At 54.6% G+C, this 21,297-nt stretch carries 17 protein-coding genes; 6 read left to right on the forward strand and 11 right to left on the reverse strand.

Going from position 1 to position 21,297, the window contains the following annotated elements:
- The first annotated feature begins 61 nt into the window (after positions 1-61).
- Positions 62-955: an NmrA family NAD(P)-binding protein gene (locus tag ACTJIK_RS18970; protein WP_440648994.1), complete on the forward strand. Its 894-nt coding sequence runs from the start codon at positions 62-64 to the stop codon at positions 953-955.
- A 71-nt stretch (positions 956-1,026) separates the two neighbouring features.
- On the opposite strand, the gene ACTJIK_RS18975 is transcribed toward ACTJIK_RS18970, so the two are convergent.
- The 3 genes from ACTJIK_RS18975 to ACTJIK_RS18985 form a co-directional block, all read right to left on the reverse strand.
- Entirely contained in the window at positions 1,027-1,791 is a 765-nt protein-coding gene (locus ACTJIK_RS18975) for a nuclear transport factor 2 family protein (RefSeq protein WP_440648996.1), read from the reverse strand.
- A gap of 135 nt (positions 1,792-1,926) precedes the next feature.
- Positions 1,927-2,358 (reverse strand): SWIB/MDM2 domain-containing protein, encoded by a 432-nt coding sequence (locus ACTJIK_RS18980; RefSeq protein WP_440648998.1) that lies wholly within the window; start codon positions 2,356-2,358, stop codon positions 1,927-1,929.
- A gap of 345 nt (positions 2,359-2,703) precedes the next feature.
- Positions 2,704-3,114 carry a hypothetical protein gene (locus tag ACTJIK_RS18985; protein WP_440649000.1) on the reverse strand — a complete coding sequence of 137 codons (411 nt, stop codon included), beginning with the start codon at positions 3,112-3,114 and terminating at the stop codon, positions 2,704-2,706.
- A 191-nt stretch (positions 3,115-3,305) separates the two neighbouring features.
- On the opposite strand from ACTJIK_RS18985, the gene ACTJIK_RS18990 reads away from it, so the two are divergent.
- Entirely contained in the window at positions 3,306-5,267 is a 1,962-nt protein-coding gene (locus tag ACTJIK_RS18990; RefSeq protein ID WP_440649002.1) for a tetratricopeptide repeat-containing sensor histidine kinase, read from the forward strand.
- Positions 5,257-5,895 (forward strand): response regulator, encoded by a 639-nt coding sequence (locus ACTJIK_RS18995; RefSeq protein ID WP_440649004.1) that lies wholly within the window; start codon positions 5,257-5,259, stop codon positions 5,893-5,895. Before ACTJIK_RS18990 ends, ACTJIK_RS18995 begins: the two co-directional genes overlap by 11 nt.
- Positions 5,896-5,949: 54 nt before the next feature.
- Here ACTJIK_RS18995 and ACTJIK_RS19000 read toward each other — a convergent pair whose 3' ends face one another.
- On the reverse strand, positions 5,950-6,267 hold the full coding sequence (locus tag ACTJIK_RS19000; RefSeq protein WP_440649006.1) for a hypothetical protein: 318 nt from the start codon (positions 6,265-6,267) through the stop codon (positions 5,950-5,952).
- Positions 6,268-6,394: 127 nt separating this feature from the next.
- Here ACTJIK_RS19000 and ACTJIK_RS19005 point away from each other — a divergent pair, with 127 nt between their 5' ends.
- Positions 6,395-7,183 carry an alpha/beta hydrolase gene (locus ACTJIK_RS19005; RefSeq protein ID WP_440649008.1) on the forward strand — a complete coding sequence of 263 codons (789 nt, stop codon included), beginning with the start codon at positions 6,395-6,397 and terminating at the stop codon, positions 7,181-7,183.
- A gap of 73 nt (positions 7,184-7,256) precedes the next feature.
- Here the strand turns inward: ACTJIK_RS19005 and ACTJIK_RS19010 are convergent, their stop codons facing one another.
- On the reverse strand, positions 7,257-8,486 hold the full coding sequence (locus ACTJIK_RS19010; protein ID WP_440649010.1) for a multiheme c-type cytochrome: 1,230 nt from the start codon (positions 8,484-8,486) through the stop codon (positions 7,257-7,259).
- A gap of 29 nt (positions 8,487-8,515) precedes the next feature.
- Complete coding sequence (locus tag ACTJIK_RS19015; RefSeq protein WP_440649012.1) at positions 8,516-9,853, reverse strand: hypothetical protein; 1,338 nt, start codon at positions 9,851-9,853, stop codon at positions 8,516-8,518.
- 134 nt (positions 9,854-9,987) lie between these two features.
- On the opposite strand from ACTJIK_RS19015, the gene ACTJIK_RS19020 reads away from it, so the two are divergent.
- Both ACTJIK_RS19020 and ACTJIK_RS19025 read left to right on the forward strand, forming a co-directional pair.
- Entirely contained in the window at positions 9,988-11,118 is a 1,131-nt protein-coding gene (locus tag ACTJIK_RS19020; RefSeq protein ID WP_440649014.1) for a hypothetical protein, read from the forward strand.
- A 221-nt stretch (positions 11,119-11,339) separates the two neighbouring features.
- Positions 11,340-12,158: a class I SAM-dependent methyltransferase gene (locus tag ACTJIK_RS19025; RefSeq protein ID WP_440649016.1), complete on the forward strand. Its 819-nt coding sequence runs from the start codon at positions 11,340-11,342 to the stop codon at positions 12,156-12,158.
- 12 nt (positions 12,159-12,170) lie between these two features.
- Here the strand turns inward: ACTJIK_RS19025 and ACTJIK_RS19030 are convergent, their stop codons facing one another.
- The 5 genes from ACTJIK_RS19030 to ACTJIK_RS19050 all read right to left on the reverse strand — a co-directional run bounded on the left by ACTJIK_RS19030 (position 12,171) and on the right by ACTJIK_RS19050 (position 21,251).
- On the reverse strand, positions 12,171-13,220 hold the full coding sequence (locus ACTJIK_RS19030; protein ID WP_440649018.1) for an adenylate/guanylate cyclase domain-containing protein: 1,050 nt from the start codon (positions 13,218-13,220) through the stop codon (positions 12,171-12,173).
- 170 nt (positions 13,221-13,390) lie between these two features.
- Positions 13,391-15,136 carry an alpha-L-arabinofuranosidase gene (locus tag ACTJIK_RS19035; RefSeq protein WP_440649020.1) on the reverse strand — a complete coding sequence of 582 codons (1,746 nt, stop codon included), beginning with the start codon at positions 15,134-15,136 and terminating at the stop codon, positions 13,391-13,393.
- Between the two features lie 2 nt (positions 15,137-15,138).
- Entirely contained in the window at positions 15,139-16,362 is a 1,224-nt protein-coding gene (locus ACTJIK_RS19040; RefSeq protein ID WP_440649022.1) for a glycan-binding surface protein, read from the reverse strand.
- 17 nt (positions 16,363-16,379) lie between these two features.
- A complete protein-coding gene (locus tag ACTJIK_RS19045) occupies positions 16,380-18,023 on the reverse strand; it encodes a RagB/SusD family nutrient uptake outer membrane protein (protein ID WP_440649024.1) in 1,644 nt (547 codons plus the stop codon).
- Between the two features lie 18 nt (positions 18,024-18,041).
- Positions 18,042-21,251 carry a SusC/RagA family TonB-linked outer membrane protein gene (locus ACTJIK_RS19050; RefSeq protein WP_440649026.1) on the reverse strand — a complete coding sequence of 1,070 codons (3,210 nt, stop codon included), beginning with the start codon at positions 21,249-21,251 and terminating at the stop codon, positions 18,042-18,044.
- Between the last annotated feature and the right edge of the window lie 46 nt (positions 21,252-21,297).

Genomic DNA, 21,297 nt, shown 5'->3' on the forward strand with positions numbered 1-21,297 from the left:
TCCTCCTTAGAGAAAAGACCTTTGTATAGCAGGTAATTAAAAAAACCTAAAAAATACGAAAATGAAAAAGAAGATAGTAATCCTTGGAGCCACCGGAACAGTAGGTAGTAAAATTTCGGAAATCCTTTTAAACGAGGGGCATCAGGTAACGTTGATGGCAAGACACACTGAAAAGCTGGAAAAATACTGCAGCCTGGGCGCGAAAGTCATTGCAGGAGATATTACCGATCTGGAAACGCTGACAAATGCCTTCAAAAATGCCGACAGCGCTTTCGTTTTATTGCCTGACGACGTCAAGGCTGAGCATACAAGGGCCTACCAGAGGCAGGTTACGGGCACGCTGATTGAAGCCATCGAAAAATCCGGCATCAGGTACATCGTGAATATGAGCAGCCTCGGATCCCATATGCACGAAGGGAACGGCATCATGGGCGGGACGGCCGAGCAGGAAGTCAGGCTAAACCAGCTGGACGGTGTAAACGTGCTGCATCTGCGTTCTGCCTATTTTATGGAAAACTTCTTAAGAACAATAGGTATGGTTAAGAAAATGGGCGTCAATGGCACAACTGCAGATGGCGACCATCCCATACCAATGGTTGCCACAAAAGATGTTGCAAAGATCGCCGCCGGGCATTTAGCGGACCTTGACTTCAAGGGTAAAAGCGTTCATGCCGTGATGGGGCCTAGAGACTATACCTACAGGGAGTTTACGGGTATTATCGGAAGGGCTGTCGGCAATCCTGACCTGCCTTATGTGCAGTTACCTGTAGAGCAGGTAAAGCAAACATTTTTAAGCAACGGTTTTTCAGAAGATTTTGTCGATAACCTGATTGAAATGGGAACGGCCATTAAAACCGGCTACATGAATTATCAAAAAAGGGACGATTCAACTACCACGCCAACAACAGCGGAAGACTTCGTAAATGAGGTTTATGCCCCGGCTTACAATAACTGAAACTGATAAAAAAATAATCCCCGGGCACATCTTGTTACCGGGGATTTGTAATGTTATAACAAAATCCTCCGCTACTCCTTCACCAGCTCTTCCGCCACTTCCCCTCTTTCCTTTACCAGCAGCTTATTGTCATTGGTGAACTCGAATACGATATCGCGTTCCTTCATAAAAAAGACGCCTTCTTTTTCAGGATAAATGCTGAATTCTTTACCGTAGGCAGCGACCAGCAGCGCGCCTTCCACGGCACGGATCTCGGCGGTGCCGGTTTGAGGGCCTTTATATTTGCCGGCATACCTGCGCAGCACATCCGCAGGCAGCACTACCGCCTTGCGGGTGCTGAGGAAAGGCGCGGGTGCATGATCGTAGCTGAGCACACGGGTCATTTTCCACCCGCCGTTCTGTTTCAGCCAGAGGTGCGTGAACTTTGCCCAGCCGTCGCGGCGTTCGGGCTCTCCCTTTTTCTTGATGTAGAAATAGTGTTCCCCGCTGATGATAGCCCCGTAAATGACATCGGATTTTTTCATGGGGAAAACCCTGACCGTGCCGGGCACCGCTTCCCTTCTCAGCTGGAATTCTTCCGGCTGCTTGCAGAGGCCGTTCTTTAAAGAAGCCGTCAACGCATCCAGCCCGAGGGTGATGCCGCCTTTGTCGTGGTAGAACTCCACGCTGTCTGAAAAAAAGGCTTCGGAACCTTTTATGTCGCAGGTGTTGTAAGTATGCCAGAAAAGACTGTCCTTCTCCAGGATAAGCGCAGTAAGCTGCCGGTCGTTATCCTGGGCGGACAAGCCTGTGGCCGTCAGTAAGACCATTGAAACGAACAGGAAATGTTTTTGCATAAGTTGTGGCGGGTTTAAGTCCCACAAACTTAGACAAAACATAGTACCATTTTATACATAGTACTATTACATATCAAATAAACTGATAACCGGTCATAAAACAATATAACCGGCAAACAACATTGGTCCGGCGGGCTACTTCAAATGTTTATTGAGCGCCTTGGGCAGGTCGAACATGGAAAACTGGCTGACGCCGCAGATGGCTTTCAGATTCTCGTCCGCGTTGATCATCCGGCGGTTCTTTTTGTCCTGCAGATCATTTTTCTTGATATACTCCCATACCCTTTTGGTGATCTCCGTGCGTGGCATGGGTTTGTTGCCGACCAGCTTAGCCAGCATTTCGCTGGGTGTGAGCGGGGCTTTCAGGCCGGTTGCCACGCCTGAAGCAGATTTTGCGGCGGAAGGCTTAGCGGGCGCTTTTGCGGCCTGCGCGGCGGGTTTGGCCACAGCCTTCGCCGGTTTCCCTGCTGCTTTGGCGGCGGGCTTCGCAGCGGGTTTGGATGTAGCGGGAGACGCTGCGCTCTTTTTGGCCGGAGCTTTTGCAGCCGTCTTTGCGGATTTTGCCATAGTGATGATTTTTATGAGTATGATGAGATACAGAGTGTGTACCGTATTTCCACTTTTCTCCGGGCAGCGGCGCCGCGCCGGGATCATGAAAACAGGTCACACACCAGCTAAACTCCATGCAGTACTGCATTCGCGCAGTACAAGGCAACCGGCGGAGGCCGCAGAAAAGCGGAAAAACGCCTTCCAACGCCGGCGCCGGCATAGATCATACCCATAAAAACGTGCCTGAATAAGGAATTGTTGAGGTCTTTTCCCGAAAGGCAAAAAAAAATGCCTTGAAGAACAAGGCATTCGCTGTTTTGTTTTTTTGTGAAACTGTGGGGTTTCCGTTTACTGAAAACCGTTTTAATTAAATCCGTATACTACTGTGCCTCCCACGTAACTGGTGGCGGTAAAAGTTTCGGTCTTTACGACTTTATCATCTGCCAGGATCTCGATCACTATTACACCTCCGGCATTATTATGCCCGGAAATGGCGATAGTGGTGCCATACTCCACTTTTCGTTTGAATTTCACGGAGAAGGGCAAGGCCGCATCATCAAGGGTAGATCTGCCACCCGTCTGGTTATCGTAAGCAACATCCGCCTTTGTTATTCCCGGTGTTGAAGATTTTATCCTGTATTCGATATTCACGTCTTTCGGATAACCGGCCATCGGGTTTACCGGGTCTTTATCGGAACAGGAGGCAAACAATGTAACAGCGGCGAAAATGGCAATAACGCCCGAGAAACTTTTCTTTAATGATAGGTACTTCATTTATGTATGTTTAAGTTTTTCTCTGCATTCAGGGGGTATAGGAGATATAGTCAGGACTGCTTACAAGCGCAAAGGTACCGGCGCATGCGCCTTTCATCAATACCGCCAAACAGTGAATTTCGTCTACTGGTTTTCCGGTATATTCGCGGTACCGGAAACTAATGTTCAACATTTATTGTTTATTTGCCCTCATGAAACGAACTATATGCCTGGCCTGCCTCATCGTGTGTGCGTCCCTGTTTGGCAGGGCGCAATCCACCCGCAGCAAGTATGCAGACAGTCTGCTGCACATTACGCAGCGCTCCGCTTCAGACAGCAGCAAGGCATCCGCCCACCTGCTCCTTTCCTATTATTACGCATTCCGCGATCCTGCCCTTGCCCGGCAAAACCTTGACCAGGGCCGGAAAGCAGCCGCACCATACCCTTTCCTGCACGCCGTTTCCTATTTCTACGAAGGCGTGCTGTTCTACGGCGCTTCCGATCCCGCCGGCAGTGAAGCCGCATTTATGAAGGCGGACAGCCTGCTGGGGGAATTCAGCACCAAAGACGCCATCAGCTTCCGTTCCAAAACCTGGCGCAACATCGGCATACTGCGGCAGGCCGCGGGAGACGAAGAAGGCTTCGCCGACATCCTCATCCACAAAGCCATACCGCTGGCGCAGCAGGCAGGCGATACCATTGCCGTCGGCAAAAATTACCTGGACCTTTCGCTGGTGTTCAAGAACACCATGCAATACAGCAAGGCAACCGGCTACATCCTGCAATCCATCAACGTATTCAGGACCAAATATTCCGCCGGCGACCTGATCGTGGCCTACAACACCGGCGCGGAGAACTACGTGCTCGATAAAAAATACCCCGAAGCGAAAGCCATGCTGGACAGTGCCTGGAAACTGCTGGCAGGCTGGCCCGGCAAAGAACTTTACATCGATTATTACACCGCCGAAAGCATGTATTACGACGAAACGAAGGATTTCAGGAAGTCGCTGGCCAGTATAGACAAAGGCGTGGCCCTCGCCCGGCAGTACAACAAACGTTACGAGGAACAGCGCCTGCTGCTGCAAAAGTTCTACACGCACTTCAACGATAAGGACTATACGAATGCCCGCGACGTGCTGAGCTCCCTGGCGGAGCAGCCCGAAATGATGGGCCAGATCAGCAACCGGCTGCAGGTATTTAACGGTCTTGCCGAAACCAACGCCCACCTCGGCAACATGCCGGCGGCCTACAAATGGCTGAAACGCTACAGCCAGTTGAGCGACAGCGTGAACGAAAGCAAGCTCACCAACGACATCCATGCGCTGGAGATCAAGTTCAGCTCATCCGAAAAACAAAAAGAAATTGCCGCGCTGAAAATAGAACGGGAAAAAGCCGAACTCTCCGCCCGGAACAACCGCTTGATCACCTGGCTGCTGGGCACGGCCAGTATGTTCCTGCTCGTGCTCGCCATATTCTCCTGGTTATTCTACCGCAACAACAAAAAGCTGGCGGAGCAGCGGCTCAGGGAGATAGAGCAGCGGCAGGAGATCCAGTTCAGCCAGGCCATGCTGCAGGGCGAAGAACGCGAGCGCCGCAGGGTGGCCGGCGACCTGCACGACGGCCTGGGCGGCATGCTGGCCGGGGTAAAAATGAACCTTACCGGCCTCTCCTCAGCACCAGCCGCGGGCAACGGCTCCGAGCTACACAAAGTGATCGGCCAGCTGGATTCCTCCATCAGCGAGCTGCGGCGCATTGCGCGCAACATGATGCCCGAAGCGCTGCTGAAATTCGGATTGGACATTGCGTTGAAAGACCTCTGCGGATCTATGATGACAGAAGCCGTGAAGATCGGCTACCAGTCTTTCGGTATCGAATCGTCCATCCCGCAAGACACGCAGGTGACCATTTACCGCATCGTGCAGGAGCTGCTGACCAACGCCACCCGCCATGCCCATGCCAGCAACATCCTTGTGCAATGCAGCCAGAACGGCGATACTTTCCTGGTCACCATCGAAGACAATGGCAAAGGTTTCGACACCGCGCTTGCATCCCGCGCCAAAGGCATCGGGCTGGGTAATGTGAAACGCCGGGTGGATTACCTGCATGGCAATATGGAGATCATTTCCGCGGAAAACGAAGGAACCACTATAAACATAGAATTGCATGTTGCATAACGACAAGATAGCGCTGGCCATTGCAGACGACCACCCGGTGGTGATCGAAGGCCTGCAGAAGCTGCTGGAAAACAGGGAGCACATCCGCATTGCGGGCTGCTTCACTACAGGCGCGGGTATCATGGATTTCCTTAAAAATAACCGGGCAGACATTGTGCTGCTGGACATCACGCTGCCGGACGCCAACGGCATGGACCTTTGCAAGGAGATCAAGCAGCTCTCCCCTTCCACCTGCGTGCTGGCATTGAGCAATCACAGCGAGCGGAGCATCATCATGCAGATGCTGCAGAACGGCGCGAGCGGCTACCTGCTGAAGAACGCTTCCGGCGAGGAACTGATGAGTTGTATCAACGAAGCGCTCAGCGGCCAGGTGACCTTCAGCCGGGAAGTGAAGGAGATCATCGCGCGGCCGGGCGTGAACGAACTGAAACAAATGCCGCAGCTCACCCGGCGGGAAAAAGAAATACTCCAGCTCATCTCCGACGGCAAAACCACCGTGGGGATCGCGGAAGAATTATCGCTCAGCCCGCTTACCGTGGAAACCCACCGCCGGAACCTATTACAGAAATTTGAAGTGAAGAATGTGGCCGCGCTGATCAAAACAGCTGCGCAGCAGGGCTTATTGTAATGTCGTTTGTTTGTAAGCCTGCAAGAGCGGGATCTCAATTGTTTCTGCGGTCTGTCATGATTTTTTTTCAACATCCTGGTAATGGACATTCAGGTATTCGTACAGCTCGTTCCTGGCTTTGAAGTATTTTTTATTGACCATTCTCGTGACCAGGATCGCCAGCGCCCCGCCAACCGCGGCCAGCGAGGGCGGATTGTACGGCCTTACGGTGATCTTCCCGTCCTTCACGCTGATAACCGCGCCGAACAGCCCCGTCTTTTTAGCCAGGATATACTTTGCAAATAAATTCTTTTCGTGCGAGAAGGAATACTCCGGCAGATTGTATGCGAGATCCTGCTGCAATTCTTCCAGGTTAGTAGCCTGTTTAAACATAGGTTCGGGTTTAGGAAAGTAAAAATAGCAATTCCGCATCATTATACACTATCGGGATATTGTTGGCCCCCGGCAAGCGCGATAGCTTTGCTGGTATCCGCTTCACACTTTTTTAAAATTCATCAGTATGAAAAAAAGAACCCTTTCCCGGTACGGCGTCCTCCTCACGAAGTGCATCGCCGCGCTGCTTATCCTGATCCTGCAAACCGGCCTCGCCGCAGGCCAAAGCCCCCTGAAAAATATTGTGCTGGTGCACGGCGCATTTGCCGATGGCTCTGGCTGGGAGGATGTGTATAAGATCCTCTCCAAAAAAGGCTACATCGTGCACGTTGTCGGCAATCCCAACACCGGCCTGCCGGACGATGTGGCGGCCGTTCACCGCGTGCTGGACAAGATCACCGAGCCGGTGCTGCTGGTAGGCCACTCCTATGGCGGCGCCATCATCACCGAAGCCGGCAATCACCCCCAGGTGGCCGGGCTGGTGTACATCGCCGCGTTTGCTCCCGATGCCAACGAACCGCTGCTGAAGCTGCTGCAGTCTGCCCCTCCCACGCCCAAAGCCGGTTACCTGCCGCCGGATAAGGACGGTTACGTCTGGTACGACAAAACAAAGTATCACTCCGGTTTCTGTGCAGATCTTCCGAAGGAAAAAGCCGCATTCATGGCTGATTCACAGGTACCTGTAGCGGCTTCGGTGTTTGGCGCGGTGATCGCCAGCCCGGCCTGGAAAGCCAAAAAAAGCTGGTACGTGGTGGCTACGCAAGATGAGTCCATTCACCCGGACGGCCAGCGTTTCATGGCAAAACGTGCAGGCGCCACCGTTACCGAAGTAAAAGGCAGCCATGTGATATTTATGAGTCAGCCCAAAGCCGTGTGCGAGGTGATCGAGACCGCCGCCGCAGGCGCTGCAAAATGATCTTCATAGCGTCCGTTGTATTCCCTGGTTCTATGCCCGTCCGTCGTGGCATAGAACTTTTTTTTGATGCAACTTACCGCCCTTTCAGCATGGCGATGATCCGTCTGGTTTCTTCAGGGTACAGCGTGATGAGGTGCGTGCGCACGGAGTCCGGCGTGGGATTGGCCGCGCCGTTGGTGAGCAGGGTGATCGCGTTGCTGGGGAGCGCCGGCATATGGCAGTCTATGCAGTTCTGCGACAGCGTGGCCACAGGCAGGGAAGCGAGCGTACAAAAAGCCTTGCTGCCCGCCTGGTGACAATTCATGCAGCGCCGGGAGAATGCCCGCATATTGCCGGTTTCAGGGGTATGCGGGTTGTGGCAGCTGGAACAGTTCATGTCTTTGCTTTCCATAAAACACCGGCTGGCGGTGAACAGCTGGTATTGGTTGCCGTGAACGTCCAGCGACGTGGCTTTTGCGGGCATGCCGATGTCCGGAAAAAAATAGTCGGTGAGGTCGTCGCCGGGCTTGAAATCGAAAACAGACTGCTGGGCGGTGCTGAGGCCTGAATGGCAGAGCGCACACTGGTCCAGCCGCTGCTGGTTGGACAGCGCCCTGATGCGCGTGATGTGCTGCGCCTGTTTTTCGCCGGGATGCGCGGTGTGATGATCCACATGCGCGGCAGCGGGGCCGTGGCAGCGCTGGCAGTCGATACCGTACACGGTGCGGTCGCGGTGAAAGGTTTCCCTGATCTGCAACCCTTCGATCTTCGTGTCTTTGATGCCCACCGCGGAAGTATGGCAGCCAAAGCAGGCGCTGGGAATATTACGGTCGAACTTGGGATGGGTGGGCGGAAAACCCGGACTGTTTGCCCACTGGCCCGCCCCAACCAGCCAGGATACCGGCAGCTGGAAAAATTGACCGTCGTTCCAGTACAAAAAGGTCTGCGCCTTCCTCCCTGACCCGATGGCCACATCAAAACGGCGCGCTTCTTTCGGCACACCTTTCTCGTAACTGGCCTGGAATAAGCCGCTGTCGCGCTTTTCCATGACCACCATTTTTTCTTCGGTATAATGATAGGTATTCCCCGGCGCTGTAAAGCTGCCCTTTACGGTTTGTTCGCCGGCCCCGGCGGAGGTGTTAAAATGCGCGGTTTGAAGATAAGCATCGTAAACAGCCTGGTGGCAGGTAACGCAGGAAGCCTGGCTGGCATATTGTTCGCCGCGGAGGTCCGTTTCTTTTGCCGGGCGGTTGCCGGTGCATTGGGATAAAATGATCACGCAGGAAACAATGAAGCCGGAAACAAGGGCCTGCCGCTTATTCATAGACGCTGGAATTATTTTTAAATATAGGGTTATTCCGTAAGCTTCACATTCCTCACCCTGCCCGTTCCTTTGAAACGGAAACTAACGCCCACGATCTTCATATCTTCCCCGATCGTAACCTGGTAGGCCGGCCGGTCGTCCACCCGCACGGTCACCAGCCCGTCCTTTGCATCGCAGGCTACTTTCGTCCATTGGGAAAGGTCTGCGCCGAGGCCGGAGAGATCATGTTCTTTCCCGGAAACGAATTTATCCACCACCATGATGTTCAGGTCAGACACGCAGCCTACGCCTGCGAGCGGTATGATGATGGCGCTGCCGGCGCAATGCAGGTAAACTTCCGTGTGCCGGCAAACGGCAGACCCTTCGCCATAGTCGTTGATCACTTCCGCTTCGAACCGGAAATTTTTTGCGCCCAGCGAATCCCAGCCGCCTATTTTGCTGTAACGCACCCAGGGCGCATCCGGCTGCATGGGAATATTCTTCGCCCTGATCTGCGCTGCGCTGAGGCCCATTTCGTTGCCTTTTACAGCGTCTTTTTCTTCAAAATAGACCGGTACGCCCTGCTGCTCGATCATAGGCTGCCAGCCTTTCGTAGTGATCAGCAGCTGGTGCTTTTTCACCACTTCGCCGCCTACTACCAGCCTGGCCTGGAAATGGCCGGGGTAATAATACACCGAAGTGGCCTGCCGCTGGTTCCTGGAAACTTTTATGCGCCTGGTGGGGTCCCAGTTCTGCTGGATATAAACAGAGTCTTCGGCCGCGGCGGATGCGTCATAATCAAAAATGACGGAATTGGGAACGCCTTCCGTAACGGTTTTGCGGCTGGAGAACTGGTACGTTTTTACAGCGGGGCTTTCGGCTGCCGCTATTTTTTTATTCAGGATGGAATTGAAGCCCAGGATGGCTGTGACGACGATCACTCCAAAGCCGAGGGCAGCCCATACGAAGCGGGTGCTTTTGTTGTAAATAACTGCCTTTCCCGTCTCTCTGTTACCCGGATCGCCGCCGGCGGCGGGTATATAGCCGGCGCCGGTATTGTTCCCGCCGTTGCCCGAACTGAAGTTCCCGCCGGACTGTGCGACCGCCGTTTTTTCCACGCTTTGCCTGAAAGCCCTCCAGTGTTCGAACCCCAGGTATTGCGCCAGCGTGTTGAGCGTGGTGGCGGTGGGCGCGCTGTCGTATTTCACCCGGCCCCAGATGCGTTTGAGCGTGGTGCTGCTCAGGGTAACGCCGGTGGCTTCGAGGATGCTTTCAGAGAGATTTTCAAAGTCCTGGTTCGTCCACACCGCGCTCGTGCCCCAGTTCAACTTACCTTCTATCGCTTCGCAACAAGCGGCGAGGTATGCAGCGTCGTTATTGTTTTTCATTGATACTCAGTTTTTTAACTCCGTGCACGAACTTGCACGAAGTTGAATCGGGTTTGGAATACGCTCTCTTTTCATTCTTCCAATCTTTGGCCAGGTCGTTTCCGTCCGCATTCAAAGTTTAAAAAAAATCCGATATGAAAAAAGTTATCATCGCACTGGCATTCCTCCCTTCCGCCCATTCATTATCCGCTCAAAAGAAAATGCCCGCAGAAGTGCGTGTTCCTATGACGCCCGAACGCTGGGAAACAAAGGCCGGTACGGCAACCTTCACGGAGTTCAAATCCAAGCCGGCCATCCAGCTGCTTACACCAAACAATGCAGCAGTCGTAAAAGACCTCAATTTTACCAACGGCACCATTGAATTCGACTGGGCGCCCGAAGGCCCGGCTTTCGCCGCTTTTTATTTCCGGCGCAAAGACACGCTGGAAACAGAATGTTTTTACCTCCGCACCCACGTAGAAGGTATTCCCAACGCTATGCAAGCCGTGCAATACGCGCCTTTCCTGGACGGGGTGAACCTCTGGGACCTGCTGCCCAACTACCAGGGCCCCGCCGATGTTAAAAAGAACGAATGGAACCACTTTAAACTGGTGATCTCCGGCCAGCGCATGCTCGCGTACGTGAACAACATGGAACACCCTGCGCTGGTGATCCCCCAGCTGATGGGCAACACCAAATCCGGCGCGCTGGCCTTCGACGGATCCGGCAAGATCGCCAACCTCATCGTACGGCCCGACCAGGTGGGTAGCCTCAGCCCGGAGCCGGAATCGGACCCAACCTATAACGATCCGCGGTTCCTGCGCAAATGGAAGATCTCCCAGCCGAAAGACCTGCCCGTTGGCCAGGAACCTTTCGATTATAAGGCGCCCGAGCTGAAGGAACAATGGACGGATATCACCGCCGAACGCCTGGGCCTGGTGAACATTACCCGCCTTCATGGCCAAACGCCGCGCGGCGCCCGCAGGCTGGTGTGGCTGAAAGTGAAGCTGAAAACGCCAAAGGCGCAAACACGCCGTGTAGAACTGGGCTTCAACGATGAGATATGGCTGTACATCAATGGCATTTCGCTGTATACCGACAAGAACATATTCGGCACACCCGCCAGCAAACCGCCGCTGGGGCGCCTTTCTACAGACAATGCGCATTTCGATCTGCCGCTGAAAGAAGGGGTAAATGAATTGCTCGTCGGCATTTCCAATAACTTCTACGGCTGGGGCCTCATTGCCCGGCTGGATAATATGGAAGGCATTGAAGTGATCGATTAAAATGATTTCCCTCTGATTGGCAGCGCCCTGTTCCCTGAAAACGGGCAGGGCACTGCTTTTACTGCTGTTAACCTCCCTCCGGATTATTTTGCCGGGATATGGAAATACCTTACTTTCACCTGCATCCAGTACAAAAAGGCAAGGACCTTTTCGCTTTAATTTCCACCATTCCGCTGTCGATCCAAACCACTGATTCAATTAACCCTGCAATTTAACCCGCAATGATGAACGAACAACAATTCCAGGAGGGCCTTTCGTATGCCGAAAACAATTTCTCCGGCAACCAGTCGCACCTCTGGCTGGACAAACATTTTTTGCAGAAAAGATTCGACCTGGCCAACAAAGACATTCTCGATTTTGGCTGCGGCATGGGCGGGCTCACGCTCTGGCTGGCCGCCAAAACCGGCGCCCGGGTGGATGGCGTGGACCTCGATCCGAATCACATCCAGATTGCGCAGGAACTGCAACGCCGGCACAACATTACCAATGTGGATTTCGCGGTACGGAATATAATTGAGCAGCCGGTAGACAAACAATACGATTACATCATTCTCAGCGATGTGATCGAACATCTCAAGCCGGAATGGATCCCCAACATCCTGCGCACGCTCATCCACCGGAATCTTAAAAAGAACGGCGTCATTTTCATCAGCTACCCGCCCTGGGAAGGGCCGCACGCGTCTCACCTGCAATCGGTGATCAGGATACCATGGGTGCAATACCTGCCGCAGAGCTGGGTGCGCAGGCTGCTGCAAAAACGGAATAAACAGCTGGTGGGTGTGAACGACCTGATGACGGAGTACCTGGAGCTGAATCACATGACGCATTCCAAGCTGAGGCGCTTCCTGAGCGCTTTCCAGCTCAAGCCCGTGTTCAGGCACAGCCACACCAAGTTCTGCAAGCTGCCGCTGCTGAAGAATGTCAACCTCAACTTTTTCCCCTTCAAATACTTCGTTACGAAAGAGCTGGTAGCCTTCCGGAAATACAGCCTGTCGCTTGGGTATTTCATCAGCAGCACCAACGTTTGTTTCCTGGAATGAATCGTGCCGGCGTTACATCTGTACTCCCGCCGCCAAGGGCCGCAGCGCCACGAGCAACATTTCTTTTTCTTTCCCTCTCAGCCTGATGCTGCCCAGCGTTTGCGCTTCATAATGCCCTGTGATCCGCAGTTCGGCCATCAGGTCGCCGGAAGCGATCACCTCCGCATTGTATTCCTTGCAAAGCCCCTGGATGCGCGAAGTCGTATTCAGCACATCGCCGGAATAAGTGATATCTCTTTTAATGATGCCCACCTCGCCGGCCACCACCTTGCCGGAATGAATACCGGCCTTGAACACCGGCATGATGCCGTAACGGGCCATGTACTTGCTTCTCAGGCTTTCAAGGTGCTGTTTGATGTCGAAGAAGCACTGGATACACTTGCTGTTCTCCACGCCTTCCCCGTACTTCCAGGCCACGATCACTTCGTCGCCCACGTACTGGTAAATTTCGCCGCGGCTGTCCACGATGGGGTTGGTAATGTCTGTGAACAGGTCTTTCAGGAAAGCATGATATTTTTTATCGCCCAGCTTTTCGGCGATAGTGGTGGAAGAATTAAGGTCGAGGAACATGAAAATGCGCCGTTCCTCGCGCGGTGTATTGTACCGGCCACGGACGATAGCCCAGAATACGCCAGGCCCGAACTTGCTGTTGATCTGCATCAGCAGCTGCGTGACCGCCACCACCACGGCCCATACCAGCCCGTTCTTGAACAGTCTTGCCGTGTCGGCATTCGCTACAAAACGCAGCACCACGCTGATGATAAGGATCACCAGCACAAAGCTGAGGGTTACGGCCAGGATCGTATAGCCGTAAGATTTATCGCGGAACCGCTCGTGAATGTAAAACACCAGGAAGCTGCCGCCCAGCAGGGCGCCGATCAGCCCGGCCAGCATATTCACTACGATGGACCGCGGGAAGGAATACGCGGCGGAGGGACCGGCGGAATTGCCGGTATACAGCACAAGATGGTCGTACACTGCGATCAGGAACCCGATCACCAGCCAGGAGACCACTATCATGCGCAGCTGTTGCAGTTTGAGATGGGTTCTTCGGTTGAGCATAACGCAGGAAGTTGATCACTGTCAAGTTATTCATTTCCTGCTGATCTGGGGAGCGCCGCTGCAAGGTTGGCCCGATCGCCCCCTGAGGTTAATTTCATGCATGCATAAAAATGGCCGGGAAAATATCGCATCTCCCCGGCCGTCAACTGTATTTGCATCCTTCTTGTAAGCTATTTTTTCCCGATCACCATACATACTACAGACATCGGCGGCAGGCTCACCCGCACGCCCTGCGAGGCGTTCGCGCTGAAAGCCTTCAGGGAAGCGTAATCCGCCGGCCCGCCGGCTATTCCTGAAGGGCCTGAACCGTTCACGAACACCTTCCGGGAAAAGCTGCTGACCCCATCGCCGCCGGTGAGCACGTACCAGTAGTAGCGGCCGCCGGGTTTGAAATTCTTAAAATCCAGCTGTACGTCGCGCGCGGAACTGGATCTGTTGACGAGCGTAACGCCTGCTTCACCGGAACTGAAGGTGGACCCGTAAGCATTGATGCCGCTGTTGGCGCCGGATACCGCCGTATTAATGAAGCGGTCGCCAAGGCATTTTTGAAAATAGTAGAGATAATAAAAAGCCGGCCTGGGATCCCAGCGCTGTTCGCCTGAAGCGGCTTCGCCCTGGCTGAAAAGGCCGTGGTCGTTGCCGTTCTCCCAGGCATTGGCAAGGTCCCAGCGGCAGGCGAGCCCGAAGCGGTTGCGCATCAGCTCTCCTATCACCATCACGGCATGCATGCCAGCTACCTGCGACACCATTTGCTGCGAGCCCACGGCGAAAATGTTCCACTCGGTAAGCGCCACGGGCTTCACGGGCGCGCGGGCAGTGCTGACCGCTGCCGCCACATGGTCTGCCATGGCTTTGGTAACGGCTTCTGCGGATGCCAGCACTTCCGGCGGGTTGGAGTTGGTATTGTAAGGCGTATAATAGCTGTGGATGATGTAATAATCCGCCGCAACGCCCGCCTGTGCCAGCACGCCGGTATTCCATTCCCGGTCTGTATTGGTAGCCCAGTTGGCCGGTTCATGCTCCAGCATCTGCGCACCGATGAAAATGGGCTTGCCGTTCTCCGCCGCCGCTTTACGCATGGAATCGGCGAACACCTTAAAATGTTTACCATACAGTTCACCGGTGATGATCGCAGGCTGCCCGTCCTTATTCTGTGAAGGGTCTATGCGATAACCCGCCTGCCATGCGCCGTTGCTTTCATTGCCCACTTCCCAGTACCGCGTGCGCCCTTTGTCTGCCCGCACCCATTCAGCCGCCAGGTGGGCGGCCGCCGCCACGGGATCGGCGCCGGTACCGTAACGCGCATACCCGTAATTGACGGTAATGATGCCTTCGCTGCCGGTCTGCTGCAGCGCGCGGTAATAGTTCTCTACGCTCAGGGTCCAGCCGGCCGTATTGCCGCCGTACCAGTAACCGGCATCTATCAACCCGCCGCCTGCATCAAGCAGCTTGGGCGGCGCGTCTGCCGGGGGCTGGCCGGGAGCGGCATTCCAGAAGTAGACGCTGCTGGTGTTGCCGCCGGGGAAACGCAGGATGCCGGGTCTTAAATTCGTCAGGTGCGTGATCAGCTTCGGCTGATCGGCCATCTGCGTCATCCAGACGTTGGCGTTGTTACCGAACAGCGCGGGCGAAATTTTCGTGGCAATGGCGGACGCGTCTACCGTTACCGTATATGCAGCGGCGGAAGGCGGCGCCTTTTCCACAAAGGCAGGCGCCGTGAACTTCCGTTGCAACCATCCATCCATGAAGAAGCCAATTGTTGCAGCAGTAGCCGGGTCGGCAGGCGTTACTACGTTCCCTGTCGTATCCGTTCCCTCTTCGCCGCCATTGTACCTGTCTCCCCCGTTCTTTTTGTTACATGCTGCCACGGTTGTACACAGCAGCGTCAACAACCAGATCGCTCTTGCTATTCTCATTATTATTTAATCTTTATGATCCTGAAATTATCGAATGCTGCGTTAAACACCTCTATGGGCTGGGCTTCTGAAACGATCCGGAAACCAAAAGCCACAACACCGTCCGGCTTCAGCAGCTGCCCCATGGTGGCGGCGCCTGTGCCGGTACCTTCCACATCATCCGCTTTGGTCTTAAACTCGCTCAGGGGGATGGTGGCTGTCACCCACTTGTTCTCCGTATGGAACGAAGCGCCGGGCGCGCCTACGAACGGCATAAGACGGTAGGCATAGTTTTCACCGAAGCGCAGCACGCAAACGGCGGTTGTCCAGGGCTCTCTCGTGTTCACTTCGAACTTCAGCGCATAGTCGGATGCCTGCTGCGTCATGATGGCGGCGGTAAACATCGGCACATCATTGAAGTTGCCGGAGCGCCCGCCGTTCCACCAGGCTGGATCATTGGAGCCCACCCCGCCAAATATGTTATGCAGGTAATAGCCGCGTGTGCCGGGAAACAATGTGGCGTCGTTCTTACGATCGGCGCCCCACCAGGCCCAGTTGAGACGCGGCAGCTCACCGGTTTCGCCGTCGTTGGTGAAGTTGCTTATTACGTTCCCGCTCTGGTGGTCGTTCAGCGGCCCGTTAGACGTAGCGCTGCCATACTTGGCTACGATGGTAATGCGGCCCGTATCTGTACCCAGGTTAGGCATAACAAGGCGCACGAGGGTACCCTCTTCATCGGCATTGAACGCGGTCACTTCGCGGCCGCCCGGGAACTGGATCTTTTCGATGAGCCAGAGCGAGGAACCGAAAATGTACAGCGAATCGCCGGGCATGGCGTTTTCGTTGGAAATCGCGAAGATGGAAGGCGGTGGAATGTCTACCACGAAGGAATACGATGTTTCCCCGTGCGTGGTAACGATGTGGATCAGGTTCGGTACATCCGGATCTGTGGCCTCTGTGGGCGCTTCTTCCGGGATGGTAATGATAAGGTGGGTATTGGTGTTGTAAGCAGGATTAAAATATGCGTTCAGCCCGTTGAAAGATACCTGGGTGATACCGTCCAGGTTATCGCCGGTAATGAGCACCAGCGTGCCGGGCAGGGCACGGGTGAAGGCGCTGTCCTGCCGGGCGGAATCCAGCAGGGTCACGGAACGCACGGAGGGCGGGCCGCTCAGGCCGTCGTCTTTAGAGCATGCCCAAAGCAGGCTCAGCATAAAAATGCATATGATGGATTGCAGTTTGTTCATGTGGTTGTTTTTTGGCGTTAGAACTTGTAAGGCACCGGCGGTTTACGCAGGTTGGGCGCGGCAGACAATTCCACTGCCGGGTAAGGCAGGAAGAAGTTGGCTTCCGTTACAGGATAAAATGCCGGCGTATCGGAAGTGATGCTCCAGCTGGTGGCGTTGGTGGCGGCATTGGGTACAATGCGGTAAGTGCCCCTGTCCTGCGCACCCAGCAGCTGCAATGCTTTCTGCGGGGAATGATAATGCATGCGCACGATATCGTACCATATCTGCCCTTCCATGGCCAGTTCCAGCCTTCTTTCGTTGAAGATGTCGTTTGCCGTGATAATCAATTTATCGGGAACGCCCGCGCGCTTACGCACATCGTTGAAATATTTCAGCGCCGTTGCATCCGTGGTGGACGGGGCTGCGCCCAGGGCTGCTTCGGCATAGATGAGATATACGTCTGCCAGGCGCAGCATATAGGTGTTGATCTCGGTATGCTGCTGGGTCACCTTGCCTTCATTGTCTTCCGGCCTTCCCACGACGTACTTCTTCACCCAGGCGCGGGTGTTGTAACGTTCGGAGCCTACCCAGTTCCAGGGAACCTGCAACTCCTGTATGATCTTTTTACCGGGATTGTTGGGATCGTCTACAGACTGGTGAATGTATGAATAATGGTCGCCCGGGAACATGAAGGTGGCCTTGCGCCGTTTGTCGAGCGTTGTATAGAGCTTCAGCTGGTCCAGCGAGCCGCCGAGGTCGCCGCCCCATCCGTCGCCGAAGCCGGTGATCTCCGAACCGTAGGCCAGGAAAGCCTGTACGCTGTTCTGTGTGCCCCAGTCGCCGTCATATTTCCATTGCAGGGCGAAAAGACTTTCAGAGTTGTTGTTGTTCTTCATGAGGAAGAGGTCCTCGTAATTGGTCATCAGCCTTGCTCCGCTGTTCTGGATCACATCCAGCGCATATTTTTTCGCTTCGTTCAGGTCGCTTTGGTTCAGCGTGCCGCTGATGCCTGCGCGGGTGAGGTATGCTTTTGCGAGCATGCCTTTGGCGCTCCAGCTGGTAACGCGGCCGGGCAGCGCGGGCGAAGCGGGCAGGTTGTCCGCCGCAAATTGCAGGTCGCGGATAATGAATTCCCAGACGGACTCCACGGTGTTGCGGGTGATGGAGGTATCGGTGAGCAATACATTGTTGTCTACAATGACCGGCACTGGCCCCCAGTTCTGCACCAGGTAGCTGTAAGCCACGGCACGCATAAAACGCCCTTCGGCAATGCCTGCCTGTTTGGCGCTTTCAGGAACTTCAGGCCCCGTGAATTTCGTGAGGTTGTTGATCACCATGTTCGACTGGGCCACCACGTTGAAGAAGGAGGTCCAGGAAGTGTATACCTCAGGCGTTACATCGGTGGTTTGCATGCGGATGTTCTCCACCTGGTACGAGCCGGACATGAGCGCTCCGCCCCTGCCGTCGCCGATGCCGTGGGATGATTTATCGTTGTAGGCAAACCATACGATGTTGTATAGCGGCGCTGTTCCTGCCAGCACCTGCTCAGGTGTTTTGTAAAAGTTGGCGTCCACGATGGCGTCTTCCGGCGGACGGTTCAGGAAGTCTTTTCCGCAACCGGCGAGCATGCCGCACCAGAGCAACAGGAGAGATATTTTGATAAGATTGGGTTTGTTCATGTTGTAGCGGTTTTTGCTTTAAAAATCAACGCCGATGCTGGCGGAATACATCCGGGTGAGCGGGTAACGGCCTGCGTCCACGGCTATCAGCTGGCTGTTCAGCTGCACTTCTTTACCAAGGTATGCTCCCACTTCCGGGTCGAAACCTGTGTATTTGGTGAAGGTGTGCAGGTTCTGCGCGCCTACGGTAAGCCGCACGGCTTTCAGCACGCCCTGGCCCCGCAGCAGTGAATGCGGCAGATTGTAGCCCAGCTGCACGTTCTTGATGCGGATGTAGGAGCCGTCTTCCACAAAACGGTTCGTAAAGCGGTTGCCATTCCCGTTCAGGTCGCTGCCGGTGATGCGGGGAACTGTTGTGCCGGGATTTTCGAGCATGTCTTTCCCGCCCTCGGATTTCAGGCGTGCATAATCAAATGCCCCCAGCAGCAGGTTGCGGCCCAGGTTGATCCTGTTGGGATTGGTATTGATAAAGCTCATGTAATTGTAAATATCGTTGCCCTGCGCCCCTGTAACAAGGATGCTCAGGTCGAAACCCTTGTAGGAAAAGGTGTTCGTGAGCCCGAAAGTAAGCTTGGGCCATGGGTTGCCGATAAAGGTCTGGTCCCTTGAATCGATGACCTTATCGCCGTTCAGATCCCTGTATTTGATGTCTCCAACCCAAACACCGCCATCCCTGGATATGGGGAGCGGTGTACCGGGAGACGTTTCGGGGATGGCGCTGTTCTGTATCTCTTCTTCAGACTGGAAGATACCGTCCATGATATAGCCCCAGAACATCCACGGCGCCTGCCCTACGGCGGAACGGCTCGTGAAATTGTCCATATACCAGGCGGAACGTGGAAGGAAAGCCGCGTCTGAATAGAACTTGGTGATCTTTGTTTTGAAAGAGGAGATATTGAAATTGGTGCGCCAGGTGAAGCCCTTCTTGTTATCGATATTCACGGTGTTGAGCGTAATGCCGAAACCTTTGTTTTCCATCGCGCCGATATTCACGACAGGGGCAGCGATGTTGCCTTCGCCGACTGTGCCCATATAGGCGGGCAGCGGGTTGTCCATCAGCAGGTTGTCTGTTTTACGGATATAATAATCGCCCTCCAGCTGTATCCTGTCCTTAAACAGGCTGAGGTTGATGCCGATGTTCTTTGTTTCGGTGGATTCCCATTTGAGGCCTGCATTACCATATTGATCCGTACGGAAACCTGCGCCCCATGGGGTGGTAACAGACTTGAGCGCGGAATACTGTTTGCCGCCGCTGCCGTTGTTGCCGGTGGTACCGAATTCAGCCCTTATTTTAAAGTCGCTGATAAACGTAAGCCCGTGCATGAAAGGCTCTTCGCTCACACGCCAGGCGGCGGATACGGAGGGGAAGAAGCCCCATTTGTTCTCCGGCCCGAAGTTGGACGAGCCATCCGCGCGGCCGGCGAGCTGCACGATATATTTGTTATCGTACGTATAGTTAACACGGCCCAGCCACGATTCCAGCGCCCCCGAGTACTTGAAGCTGCCGGTCGTTTGCCCTAATGCATCGCCGAGGTTGATGCTGGGTATTTCGTTGCTGGCAAAACCTGTACGTGTTGCGCTGAAGCCCTGGCTGTTCCAGGCCTGCGCTTCGTGGCTCCCCATTACACCGATGCTGTGTTTCCCGAAGCTGGTATTGTATTGCAGCAGTTCGTTCAGGTTCCAGTAAAAGTTGCGGTTATTGTTTACGCTCAGGCTGGCCTTTTCGTTGGCAATGAAACCCAGGCGGTAGGTGGGCGTGAACTTGCTGCCGTCCGCATACTCAAAATTGCCGTTGAAGCTGGTGCGGAAGGTAAGGCCTTTGATGATGGCCACTTCAGCGGAAACACCGCCCAGGCCGCCGGTCCTTTTCAGCCGGTTGTCCACCAGGTTTGCAATGGCCACAGGGTTCAGCGGGGCGTATCTGGCGTTGCCGCCGTATTCATTTTCCGTTGCACCGCCCCAGCTGCCGTCAGCATTTTTCACGGCAATGTTCGGCGCAAGGTTGAGGGCGTTACGGATCACATCTTCGCTGGTGGAAGAAAGCTTTTCCTTCGTCTGGTAAAAATTGAGCGAGGTGCTCAGCTTCAGCCATTTAAAAGCCTGGTTGTCCAGGTTGAGCCTGAAGGAATAACGGTCGAAGTCCGAGCCGATGGCCACGCCTTCCTGGCTGAAATATTCGCCGGACATGTAATAGGTGGTATTGTTCATCCCGCCGCTAACGGTCACCTGGTGCTTTTGCAGCGGCGCCGTCCGGAAGAGCTCTTTTTGCCATTGTGTACCGGCGCCCAATACAGAGGGGTTGGCGAATTCGGCGGTAGGCGTGCGGTTCAGCAGGCGGGCAATTTCATTGTTCATGATGGCGAACTGCTGAAGATTCATTACGGGCAGCGCATCAGGTTTGTCCTGCTGGGAATAGAGGTAATTGTAGCTCACTTTGAACTGGCCTGCCTTGCCGCGTTTGGTAGTTACAAGCACCACGCCGTTGGTGGCGCGGGAACCGTACACCGCCGTTGCGGAAGGGCCCTGCAATACTTCGATGGATTCGATGTCGCTGGGGTTAATGCCTGCCAGAGGGTTCACGGAGCTGGTGTTGCCGTAGCTCACGGTGGCCGGTTGTATCTGGACCCCGTCTATCACGTACAGCGGTTCGTTGGTGCCGCTCAGGGTGTTCACCCCGCGGATCACTACGGAAACGCCGCCGCCGGGCTGGCCGGTATTCTGCGTTACGTACACGCCCGCGGCCCTGCCCTGGAGGGCCTGGTCCATGGTAGTGTTAATGCTCTTATTGATGTCCGCGGAAGAAATGGACACCTGCGCGCTGCTCTGGTCCGTTTTTTTCATGGTGCCGTAACCGACCACCACTACGTCTTTCAGCAGGCGCTGGTCTGTTTCCAGGGTGGTGTTCATCACGCTGGAGGCGCCTACGCGCAGCTCCCTGGTGGCAAAACCGATGAAAGTGATGCCGATCACCTGGCCGGTGGCGGCGTTGATGCTGAAATGGCCGTCGTTGTCCGTTACAACGGCATTGGTGGTGCCGCGTACTACCACGGTGGCCCCGGGAACCGGCCTGCCGGTCTCAGCGTCCGTCACTGTGCCCGTAATTTTGCGGGAAGCGGCTTGCCCCGCCGGGGGAGTGTTTTGTGCATGCGCCGGTAAGGCAAGCAGCCAGATGCAGATCATGGCCCATAATGCCAGGCACGACCGTACTGTAATGCTGTGTTTTTTCATACGTGCAATGAGTTTTGTGGATGGTGGAATTGAGCGTTTTAGTTTG

The organism is Chitinophaga sp. 22620 (assembly GCF_052044405.1).
GTDB lineage: Bacteria > Bacteroidota > Bacteroidia > Chitinophagales > Chitinophagaceae > Chitinophaga.

Coding starts and splice junctions, on each gene's coding strand:
- ACTJIK_RS18970 (WP_440648994.1), top strand. CDS start 62: ATGAAAAAGAAGATAGTAATCCTTGGAGCCACCGGAACAGTAGGTAGT.
- ACTJIK_RS18975 (WP_440648996.1), bottom strand. CDS start 1,791: ATGCAAAAACATTTCCTGTTCGTTTCAATGGTCTTACTGACGGCCACA.
- ACTJIK_RS18980 (WP_440648998.1), bottom strand. CDS start 2,358: ATGGCAAAATCCGCAAAGACGGCTGCAAAAGCTCCGGCCAAAAAGAGC.
- ACTJIK_RS18985 (WP_440649000.1), bottom strand. CDS start 3,114: ATGAAGTACCTATCATTAAAGAAAAGTTTCTCGGGCGTTATTGCCATT.
- ACTJIK_RS18990 (WP_440649002.1), top strand. CDS start 3,306: ATGAAACGAACTATATGCCTGGCCTGCCTCATCGTGTGTGCGTCCCTG.
- ACTJIK_RS18995 (WP_440649004.1), top strand. CDS start 5,257: ATGTTGCATAACGACAAGATAGCGCTGGCCATTGCAGACGACCACCCG.
- ACTJIK_RS19000 (WP_440649006.1), bottom strand. CDS start 6,267: ATGTTTAAACAGGCTACTAACCTGGAAGAATTGCAGCAGGATCTCGCA.
- ACTJIK_RS19005 (WP_440649008.1), top strand. CDS start 6,395: ATGAAAAAAAGAACCCTTTCCCGGTACGGCGTCCTCCTCACGAAGTGC.
- ACTJIK_RS19010 (WP_440649010.1), bottom strand. CDS start 8,486: ATGAATAAGCGGCAGGCCCTTGTTTCCGGCTTCATTGTTTCCTGCGTG.
- ACTJIK_RS19015 (WP_440649012.1), bottom strand. CDS start 9,853: ATGAAAAACAATAACGACGCTGCATACCTCGCCGCTTGTTGCGAAGCG.
- ACTJIK_RS19020 (WP_440649014.1), top strand. CDS start 9,988: ATGAAAAAAGTTATCATCGCACTGGCATTCCTCCCTTCCGCCCATTCA.
- ACTJIK_RS19025 (WP_440649016.1), top strand. CDS start 11,340: ATGATGAACGAACAACAATTCCAGGAGGGCCTTTCGTATGCCGAAAAC.
- ACTJIK_RS19030 (WP_440649018.1), bottom strand. CDS start 13,220: ATGCTCAACCGAAGAACCCATCTCAAACTGCAACAGCTGCGCATGATA.
- ACTJIK_RS19035 (WP_440649020.1), bottom strand. CDS start 15,136: ATGAGAATAGCAAGAGCGATCTGGTTGTTGACGCTGCTGTGTACAACC.
- ACTJIK_RS19040 (WP_440649022.1), bottom strand. CDS start 16,362: ATGAACAAACTGCAATCCATCATATGCATTTTTATGCTGAGCCTGCTT.
- ACTJIK_RS19045 (WP_440649024.1), bottom strand. CDS start 18,023: ATGAACAAACCCAATCTTATCAAAATATCTCTCCTGTTGCTCTGGTGC.
- ACTJIK_RS19050 (WP_440649026.1), bottom strand. CDS start 21,251: ATGAAAAAACACAGCATTACAGTACGGTCGTGCCTGGCATTATGGGCC.